The 8,436-nt window shown below is 72.4% G+C and carries 7 protein-coding genes and 1 riboswitch; of the genes, 3 read left to right on the top strand and 4 right to left on the bottom strand.

The window, feature by feature from the left end; all coding sequences use genetic code 11:
• Positions 1-81: 81 nt before the first annotated feature.
• A complete protein-coding gene (gene serC, locus ACFWH7_RS14480; RefSeq protein ID WP_378217205.1) occupies positions 82-1,224 on the bottom strand; it encodes a phosphoserine transaminase in 1,143 nt (380 codons plus the stop codon).
• Positions 1,225-1,473: 249 nt separating this feature from the next.
• Between serC and ACFWH7_RS14475 the strand changes: the two genes are divergently transcribed.
• From ACFWH7_RS14475 to ACFWH7_RS14465, 3 genes are all read left to right on the top strand, one after another.
• On the top strand, positions 1,474-2,184 hold the full coding sequence (locus ACFWH7_RS14475) for a metal-dependent transcriptional regulator (RefSeq protein ID WP_378217207.1): 711 nt from the start codon (positions 1,474-1,476) through the stop codon (positions 2,182-2,184).
• Between the two features lie 168 nt (positions 2,185-2,352).
• A riboswitch (cyclic di-AMP (ydaO/yuaA leader) is annotated at positions 2,353-2,513 on the top strand.
• Between the two features lie 2 nt (positions 2,514-2,515).
• Complete coding sequence (locus ACFWH7_RS14470) at positions 2,516-3,319, top strand: C40 family peptidase (protein ID WP_378217204.1); 804 nt, start codon at positions 2,516-2,518, stop codon at positions 3,317-3,319.
• A 187-nt stretch (positions 3,320-3,506) separates the two neighbouring features.
• Entirely contained in the window at positions 3,507-4,454 is a 948-nt protein-coding gene (locus ACFWH7_RS14465; protein WP_378217203.1) for a universal stress protein, read from the top strand.
• A gap of 81 nt (positions 4,455-4,535) precedes the next feature.
• Here the strand turns inward: ACFWH7_RS14465 and ACFWH7_RS14460 are convergent, their stop codons facing one another.
• From ACFWH7_RS14460 to ACFWH7_RS14450, 3 genes are all read right to left on the bottom strand, one after another.
• Complete coding sequence (locus tag ACFWH7_RS14460) at positions 4,536-5,387, bottom strand: ABC transporter permease (RefSeq protein WP_378217202.1); 852 nt, start codon at positions 5,385-5,387, stop codon at positions 4,536-4,538.
• Positions 5,387-6,388: an ATP-binding cassette domain-containing protein gene (locus ACFWH7_RS14455; protein ID WP_378217201.1), complete on the bottom strand. Its 1,002-nt coding sequence runs from the start codon at positions 6,386-6,388 to the stop codon at positions 5,387-5,389. The genes ACFWH7_RS14460 and ACFWH7_RS14455 overlap by 1 nt, the downstream gene beginning before the upstream one ends.
• 756 nt (positions 6,389-7,144) lie before the next feature.
• Positions 7,145-8,428: an aspartate aminotransferase type Ic gene (locus ACFWH7_RS14450; RefSeq protein ID WP_378217200.1), complete on the bottom strand. Its 1,284-nt coding sequence runs from the start codon at positions 8,426-8,428 to the stop codon at positions 7,145-7,147.
• Positions 8,429-8,436 lie beyond the last annotated feature (8 nt).

Genomic DNA, 8,436 nt, shown 5'->3' with positions numbered 1-8,436 from the left:
ACATGAGGGTCGCTATGGAGCTCATAGCGACCCTCATGTCGTGCTCGACGCGGGGTGGGGGGCGTGGTCGGCGCCCAGTAATCAGGCGAGGTGGGCTACGACGTGGTCGACGCACGCGGTGAGAGCGCGGACGTCGTCGGGCTCGATCGCCGGGAACATCGCGACGCGGAGCTGGTTGCGGCCCAGCTTGCGGTACGGGAAGACGTCGAGGATCCCGTTCGCGCGGAGCGCGGCCACGACGGCGGTCGCGTCGATCGCGTCGTCCAGGTCGATCGTGCCGACGACGGTGGACCGCTGCGCCGGGTCGGCGACGAACGGCGTCGCCCACTCGCGGGCCTCGGCCCAGCCGTACAGGTGGGCGGCCGACTCGGCCGACCGGGCTGCGGCCCACGGGAGCCCGCCGTTGCCGAGGATCCACTCGATCTGCTCGGCGAGCATGACGAGCGTCGCGATCGCGGGGGTGTTGAGCGTCTGGTCCAGGCGCGAGTTGGCCGCCGCCGTGCGCAGGGAGAGGGACTCCGGCACCCAGCGCGTGCCGCTCGACTCGACCTCGTCCGCGCGCGCGAGCGCGCCGGGCGAGCACAGCGCGAGCCACAGGCCGCCGTCGGACCCGAAGACCTTCTGCGGCGCGAAGTAGTAGACGTCGGTCTCGGCGACGTCCACCGGGAGCGCGCCGGCGCCCGAGGTCGCGTCCACGAGGGTGAGCGCGCCGCGCTCACGCGAGCACGGCACGCGGCGGACCGGCGCCATGGCGCCGGTCGAGGTCTCGTTGTGGGGCCACGCGTGCACGTCGACGTCGTCGGCGGGCTCGGGCAGCGCGACGGACCCGGCGGGGGCCGAGATCACCTGCGACGGCTCGAGGAAGGGCGCGGCCGACGTCGCGGCGGCGAACTTGGCGCCGAACTCGCCGAACGCCGCGTGCTGCACCTTGGAGCGCACGAGGCAGGCCGTGGCGACGTCCCAGAACGTCGTGGAGCCGCCGTTCCCGAGCACGACCTCGTAGCCCTCTGGCAGCGCGAAGAGCTCGGCGAGCCCCTCGCGCGTCCGGCGCACGACCGAGCGGACCGGCGCCTGGCGGTGGGACGTCCCGAGCAGGGACGCACCGGCGTCGGACAGCGCGCGTACCTGCGCGGCGCGGACCTTGCTCGGCCCGGAGCCGAAGCGGCCGTCTGCCGGCAGCAGGTCCGAGGGGATCGTGATCGGGGCGGTGGCGGGATCAGGCACGCCGTCACCCTACGCGCGTGGTCCGTCGGCCGGGAGCCGCGTCCGCGAACGCGCACGACGGTGGTCACCGGGTCGCGGACGGGTGCCGGAGCGTCCGGTCCGGGCGGGCACCACGGGTTCTCCCGCGCCGCCCCCGGGCCGGGTCACGGGCTCGCCATAGACTGTCCCCAGCGGCCCGCCGGTGCGGGCAGGCGCCCCGTGGCGACGACGACCGGGCGCCCCGAGCCGACGAGCGACTGGGAGCGTGACGTGACCGATCTGATCGATACCACCGAGATGTATCTGAAGACGATCTACGAGCTCGTGGAAGAGGGCATCGTCCCGCTGCGCGCGCGCATCGCGGAGCGGCTCGGTCACTCGGGCCCGACGGTGTCGCAGACGGTCGCGCGCATGGAGCGCGACGGCCTCGTGGTCGTCACGGGCGACCGTCACCTGGAGCTCACGTCCGTCGGCCACGACAAGGCCACGCGCGTCATGCGCAAGCACCGGCTCGCGGAGCGGCTGCTCACCGACGTGATCAAGCTCGACTGGGAGTACGTGCACACCGAGGCGTGCCGCTGGGAGCACGTGATGAGCGAGCTCGTCGAGGCGAGGCTCATCGGACTGCTCGACCACCCGCACTTCGACCCGTACGGGAACCCGATCCCGGGCCTGCCGGAGCTGGGGGAGCAGTTCGAGGAGGTCGACTTCCTCGACGGGGTCGTCTCGCTCCCGGTGTTCCTCGCGGAGCACGGGCGGGACGGCGCGGAGGCGCGCGTCGTGCTCCAGCGGATCGCCGAGCCGATCCAGGTCGACGTCGAGCTGCTCGCGCGGCTCGCGGAGGCCGAGGTGCTGCCCCGCCGGACGCTCGTCGTGCGGTGGGCCGGGGACGGCGGCGTGACGGTGCAGGGCGAGGGCGCGGAGGTCGTCCTGGACCTGCCCGACGACGTCGCGCGTCACCTGTTCGTCGCCCGCGGCTAGCCGTCCGTTCACTCGCAAACCCGCCGTGACCTGCGACGATGCGATCGTGCGCATCGATTCGTAATGGGAACGTGACTTTTGCCGAGGCGTCCTGTACGGTCGGTGCTGCTCCCATCGGAAGACACGTCCGAGGGAGTCCTCACGCGGAACGCCTAACCCTGTCACCGCACGAGGCCAACGACGACCCGATGACAGGGACGGGGGACCCACTTCCGGGTGCTGGAGACAGCGCCCTTGGGGTGAAGCCCGACGGACCTCGGTCCGCCGGGCCGGGTGACTCTTCCACCCGAACCCGACAGCTGACCTCGCAGGCGTCTTGGAGAGGCACAAAGTGACCGTGAGCACGACTCGCGCCCGCCACCGCGCGGCGCGGCGTCCCGTGACGCCACTCAGCTCTATCGCCCAGGCCGCGTCGGACCAGATGTCGACCGTCGGTCGCCGCACCGCCGTCGTCGCCGCGTCCTCGGGCCTCATCGTCTCGATGATCGGTGCCGCCGCCCCGGCGACGGCCGCCCCCGTCGACAACGAGTCCGGCAAGCTCAACGCCGTCGACCTCAGCGCCCTCACGGCGCAGGCCCGTCAGGCCCTCGAGGCCGCCCCCGCGGTGACCGTCGCGGCCGACGCGGCGTTCACGATCGAGCAGGCCGCAGCGCCTGTCACGGTGACGCCCGCCCCCGAGCCGGAGCCCGAGCCCGAGCCGGAGCCCGTCCGCACCTCGCAGACAAGCCGCACGCAGGAGCGCCAGTCCCAGTCCGAGGCCCCTGCCCAGCAGGAGGCGTCCGTCGACGTCCCGGCCTCGGCCTACGGCTCGACCATCGTCTCGATCGCCGCGCGCTACGTGGGCGTCCCCTACGTCTACGGCGGCACCACCCCCGACGGCTTCGACTGCTCGGGCTTCACCAGCTATGTCTACGCGCAGGTCGGCATCAGCCTGCCGCGCACGTCAAGCGCGCAGGGCTCCGTCGGCACCAAGGTGTCGCGCGACCAGGCGCAGCCGGGCGACCTCATCTGGACGCCGGGCCACATCGCGATCTACGCGGGCGACAACATGATGATCGACGCCCCGCGCCCCGGGAAGACCGTCCAGTTCCGTCAGATCTGGCAGTCGAACCCCACCTTCATCCGCGTGGCCTGATCGCCCACGCTCTCAGGGCCCCAGCGGTCACTGGCCTGACGAACCCCGTCACCTCGCGCATCGTCGCGAGGAGGCGGGGTTCGTGGCATTCTTGACGTATTCGTGACTCGTGGCAGACGGACGAGCGGGCTGGTCTCGGCTAGGTTGGTCGTCCGATGGCACCGGGCCGTCGAGAGGAGAGTCGCTCATGACCCGCACGGAATCCGTCCTCGTCGGCGTGGACGGTTCGGCGCCGAGCCTGCACGCTCTGGACTGGGCCGCGGCGTACGCGCTGCAGGTGGGCTGGCCGCTCCACATCGTCTGTACCTACTCCTTGCCGTCGTTCACGGCGGCATCGCTCGACGGCGGCTACGCGGCGCTCGACGACTCAGCCATCCAGGAGGGTGCCCGTGCCGTCCTCGAGGAGGCGCGCGCCCGCTCCGAGGCTGCTGGGGTCCGGACCACGGCCACGGTGACGACGGGGGACGCCGCGGGAGTGCTCGTCGAGATGTCGCGCGAGCACTCGCTCGTCGTCGTCGGCACGCGCGGCCGGGGCGGATTCACCGAGCGACTGCTCGGCACCGTGTCGTCGGCGCTGCCCGCGCACGCCCACTGCCCGACCGTCGTCGTGCCGTACCGCACCGACGCGAAGGACACCGAGGGCGCGCCGCAGGAGCTGCCCGCGGTGAAGCCGCTGCGGCGCATCGTCGTCGGGGTGGACGGGTCCCCGTCCGCGGAGATCGCCCTGCGGCACGCGATCCGTCAGGCCCAGGCCTGGGACGCGGAGCTCGTCGCGGTCGCCGGCGTCCCGGTCGGTGCCGGCGCGGGCCTCCTCGCGTGGCTGCCCGCGTCGATCGACCACGAGCAGGTTCTCGCGGACATCACCGAGGGCCTCAACGTCATCATCGACCGCCACGAGGCGGAGCACCCGGGGCTCACGATCAAGCGCATCGTCCTCGACGGCACGGGCGCGGAGCTGCTCACGGAGTTCTCGACGGCCTCCGACCTCATCGTGGTCGGCTCCCGCGGGCGGGGCGGGTTCCGAGGGCTCCTGCTCGGCTCCACGAGCCAGGCGGTCCTGCACCACTCCGCGTGCCCGGTCATGGTCGTGACGAAGAAGTGCGACGACGACGCGCCGGCGGTCGAGGACGGCTGAGCGCGGCGAGCGCCGGCGCCCGCGAGGCCGTACGGCCCCGCGGGCTCGGTCCCGCTCTCAGAACCCTGTCGATGACCCCGGTCAGCTGCGGTTGCGGTAGAGCCGCATCGTGATCGGGGCGAGGACCGCGGTCAGGGCGACCGACGCGACGAGGACCCAGACGATCCCGTCCGTCGCGGGCTCTCCCGCCATGAGCCCACGGACCGCGGTCACGAGGTGCGTGACGGGGTTGACGTCGACGAACCGCTGCAGCACCACGGGCATGGTCGACGGGTCCACGAAGATGTTGGACGCGAACGTCAGCGGCATGAGCACGAGCATCGACGTCCCCATGACGGCGTTCGGGGAGCGCAGTACCAGCCCGAGCGCGGTGAACACCCAGCTCAGGGCGAACGCGAACACGAGCAGCAGCACGATCCCGAGGACCACCCCCACCACGCCCCCCGGCGGGCGGAAGCCCAGGACGAGGCCGAGCGCGAGCGTCACGACCGACGCGATCGTGTAGCGGACGGTGTCGCCGAGGAGCGCCCCGACGATCGGAGCGGGCCGCCACACCGGCAGCGATCGGAACCGGTCGAACACGCCCTTGCTGATGTCCGTGTTCATCGTGTAGCCGGTGTAGATCGTCGTGAAGAGCACCGCCTGCACGAGGATGCCGGGCAGGAGGAACTGCAGGTAGCTCTGCACGTCCCCGGCGAGCGCGCCGCCGAACAGGTACGTGAACATGAGCGTGAAGATGATCGGCGAGACCGTGACGTCGAAGAGCTGCTCGGGCACGTGCTTGATCTTGAGCAGCGCGCGCCACGTGTAGGTGAAGGTCGCCGACACGGGCGACGGGCGCGAGGGCCGCTGCTCGAGCGCGACCGCGGCCCGCAGCGCGTTCGCCTCCGGCGCGCGCAGCTCCGCGGCCGTGGTGGTGGGGTCGACGGCCATCAGGCCACCTCCTCGATCGTCTCGTCGTCCTCCATGGGCTGGCCGGTCAGCGCGAGGAACACCTCGTCGAGGCTCGGCTGGCCGAGCGTGAACTCGGGCACGACGATGCCCTCGTCCCCGAGCGCGGGCAGGATGCGCGCGACGTCGGCCGCGCCGTCGTCGGGCACGCGCGCCGTGAACGCGTACGGGTCGTTCGCGAGCGTGATCTCCGTGCCGAGCAGCGCGCCCACGACCTCGGCAGCGCGGCCCCGCTGGGTCGCGTCCGCGAGCCGCACCTGGACCGCGCCCTCGCCCACGGACCGCTTGAGCTCCGTGGCGGTGCCCTCCGCGATGACCTTGCCGTGGTCGATCACGGCGATCCGGTCGGCGAGCTGGTCCGCCTCCTCCAGGTACTGCGTCGTCAGCAGCACCGTCGCGCCGTCCGCGACGAGCACGCGCACGATGTCCCACACCTGGTTGCGGCTGCGCGGGTCGAGGCCCGTCGTCGGCTCGTCGAGGAAGATCACGCGCGGGCTCATGACCAGGCTCGCCGCGAGGTCGATGCGGCGCCGCATGCCGCCCGAGTACGTCTTGACCTGGCGGTCGCCCGCGTCCCCGAGGCCGAACGCCTCCAGGAGCTCGGCCGAGCGCCCGCGCGCCGTGCCGCCGAGGAACCCGTACAGCCGCGCGAGCATGACGAGGTTCTCCGTGCCTGTGAGGTCCTCGTCCACGGACGCGTACTGCCCGGTGAGCCCGACGACGGACCGCACCTTGTCGGCGTCGTGCACGACGTCGTGGCCCAGCACGCGCGCCGTCCCCGCGTCGGGGCGCAGGAGCGTCGCGAGCATGCGGACGGCGGTCGTCTTGCCGGCGCCGTTCGGCCCGAGCACGCCGAACACCGTGCCCTCGGGGATGAGCAGGTCGACGCCGTCGACCGCCTTGGTCACGGACTTCCCGGTCGTGAAGTGCTTGACGAGGCCGCGTGCCTCGACGGCGAGGTCGCCGCGTGCAGTGTCGGTCATGTCCCCTCCGCGGGATGGTCGTTCGCCGCTGCCGACGAGCCGCCCGGCTCTCCGGGCCACCCACCCACCGACCGTCGGGGCCGGCAGAACTCATCGGTCGCGCACGTCTTCCATCCTGCGCCGGACCGGTACCCGAGGACCAGTGCGATTCGTCAGGCCCTGCCGCGAGGTAGAACCCTGGTCGCGCGAGGTAGAACCGTGGTCACGCGAGGTAGAAGCCTGGTCACGCGAGGTAGAACCTTGGTAGTGCCAGACGACGGCTGGTCGCCCAGCGCGGCCCGGACGCTCCCGGGATCGCGGTCGCACGCCACGGTGGTCTTGCCACCCACGGCGGTCTCCACCAGGTCGCGCAGGCGGTTCGGCAGGTCGAGCAGGTGACCAGGGTGGGTCAGGCAAGCAGGACGCGCCAGACCGCTTGCTCGACGCGACGGCGCTCAGTCGGCGAAGAACGCGGCGGCCGAGCGGCGACACGGCATGGCACGGAAGAACCCGAGACAACGCGGGCAGTCGCCCGGGTGAGCATCGACCAGGGTGAGACGACGTAGGGCGGGGTGGGTGGTGGTGCCGCGTCGTGGCGGGTCTGGCGGATGGTAGACGCGGCACCACCGCCCACCCCGCCCACCCCATCCAGCCACACGCCGTCGGGCATGTGACCAGGGTTCTACCTCGCGCGACCAGGGTTCTACCTCGCGCGACCAGGGTTCTACCTCGCGCGACCGAGGTTCTGTCTCGCGGGGCCGGGGCGTGGACCGACGGCTACTGCGCGGCGGCCTCCGCGGCGGCGAGGAGGACGCACGTCGCGACGCCGTCCATCGCGACGCGGACCTCCTCGATCGGGGGGAGGGTCGGGGCGAGGCGGAGGACCTTGTCCTCGGGGTCCTTGCCGTAGGGGAACGGCGCGCCCGCCGGTGTGAGGGCGATTCCGGCGGCCTTCGCGAGCTCGACGACGCGCGACGCGGTGCCGGGCACGACCTCGAGGCTGACGAAGTAGCCGCCCTTCGGCTCGGTCCACGACGCGACGCCCGCGTCGCCGAGGCGCTCGGCGAGGATGCCCGTGACGGCGTCGAACTTGGGGGCGATGATGTCGCGGTGCTTGCGCATGTGGGCGCGCACGCCGTCGGCGTCGCCGAAGAACAGCGCGTGACGGAGCTGGTTGACCTTGTCCGGGCCGATGGACTGGGCCGACAGGTGCTTCTTGTACCAGGCGACGTTGGCGGGGGACGAGGCGAGGAACGCGACGCCGGCACCGGCGAACGTGATCTTGGACGTCGAGGCGTAGAGGATCACGCGGTCGGGGTGGCCGGCCTCGGCGGCGAGGGAGATCGCGTCGGCACTCCGGACCTCGTCGTCGGTGAGGTGGTGCAGCGCGTACGCGTTGTCCCAGAGGATGCGGAAGTCGGGCGCGGCGGCGGGCACGGACACGAGCGCGCGCGCGACCTCCTCGGTGACGACCGACCCGTCGGGGTTCGCGTAGGTCGGCACGACCCACATGCCCTTGATGCTGGGGTCGTTCGCGACGAGCTCGGCGACGGCGGCGGCGTCGGGGCCGTCGGAGGTCATGGGCACGGTGACCATCTCGATGCCGAGGGCCTCGCACACCGAGAAGTGGCGGTCGTACCCCGGCACGGGGCAGATCCAGCGGACCTTCTCCTCGCGACCCCACGGCCGCCCGGACCCGGGGACGCCGAAGAGGGTCGCGTACGCGAGCGTGTCGTACATGAGCGTGAGGCTCGCGTTTCCGCCCGCGAGGAGCTGCTCGACGGGCACGCCGAGCAGCTCGGCGAAGATCTCCCGGAGCTGCCGGAGACCGTCGAGGCCGCCGTAGTTACGGACGTCGGTGCCGTCGGCGTCGGTGTGCACGCCCTCGCCCGGGAGCGCGAGCAGGGCCTCGGAGAGGTCGAGCTGCTCGGCCGAGGGCTTGCCGCGCGTGAGGTCCAGCTTCAGCCCCAGGGCCTGCAGGTCGGCGTAGGCGCGACGCAGGTCGTCCAGGGACGACGCGAGGGTGGTGGTACCGGGGGCGGTGTGCTCGGGCGTGGTCACCCTCCGGA

Origin of the sequence: Cellulosimicrobium cellulans, assembly GCF_042723955.1 — a bacterium.
GTDB classification, from domain to species: Bacteria; Actinomycetota; Actinomycetes; order Actinomycetales; family Cellulomonadaceae; genus Cellulosimicrobium; species Cellulosimicrobium cellulans_H.
Note: the sequence above shows the minus strand (reverse complement) of the source record. Positions and strands in the feature narration are given on the sequence as shown.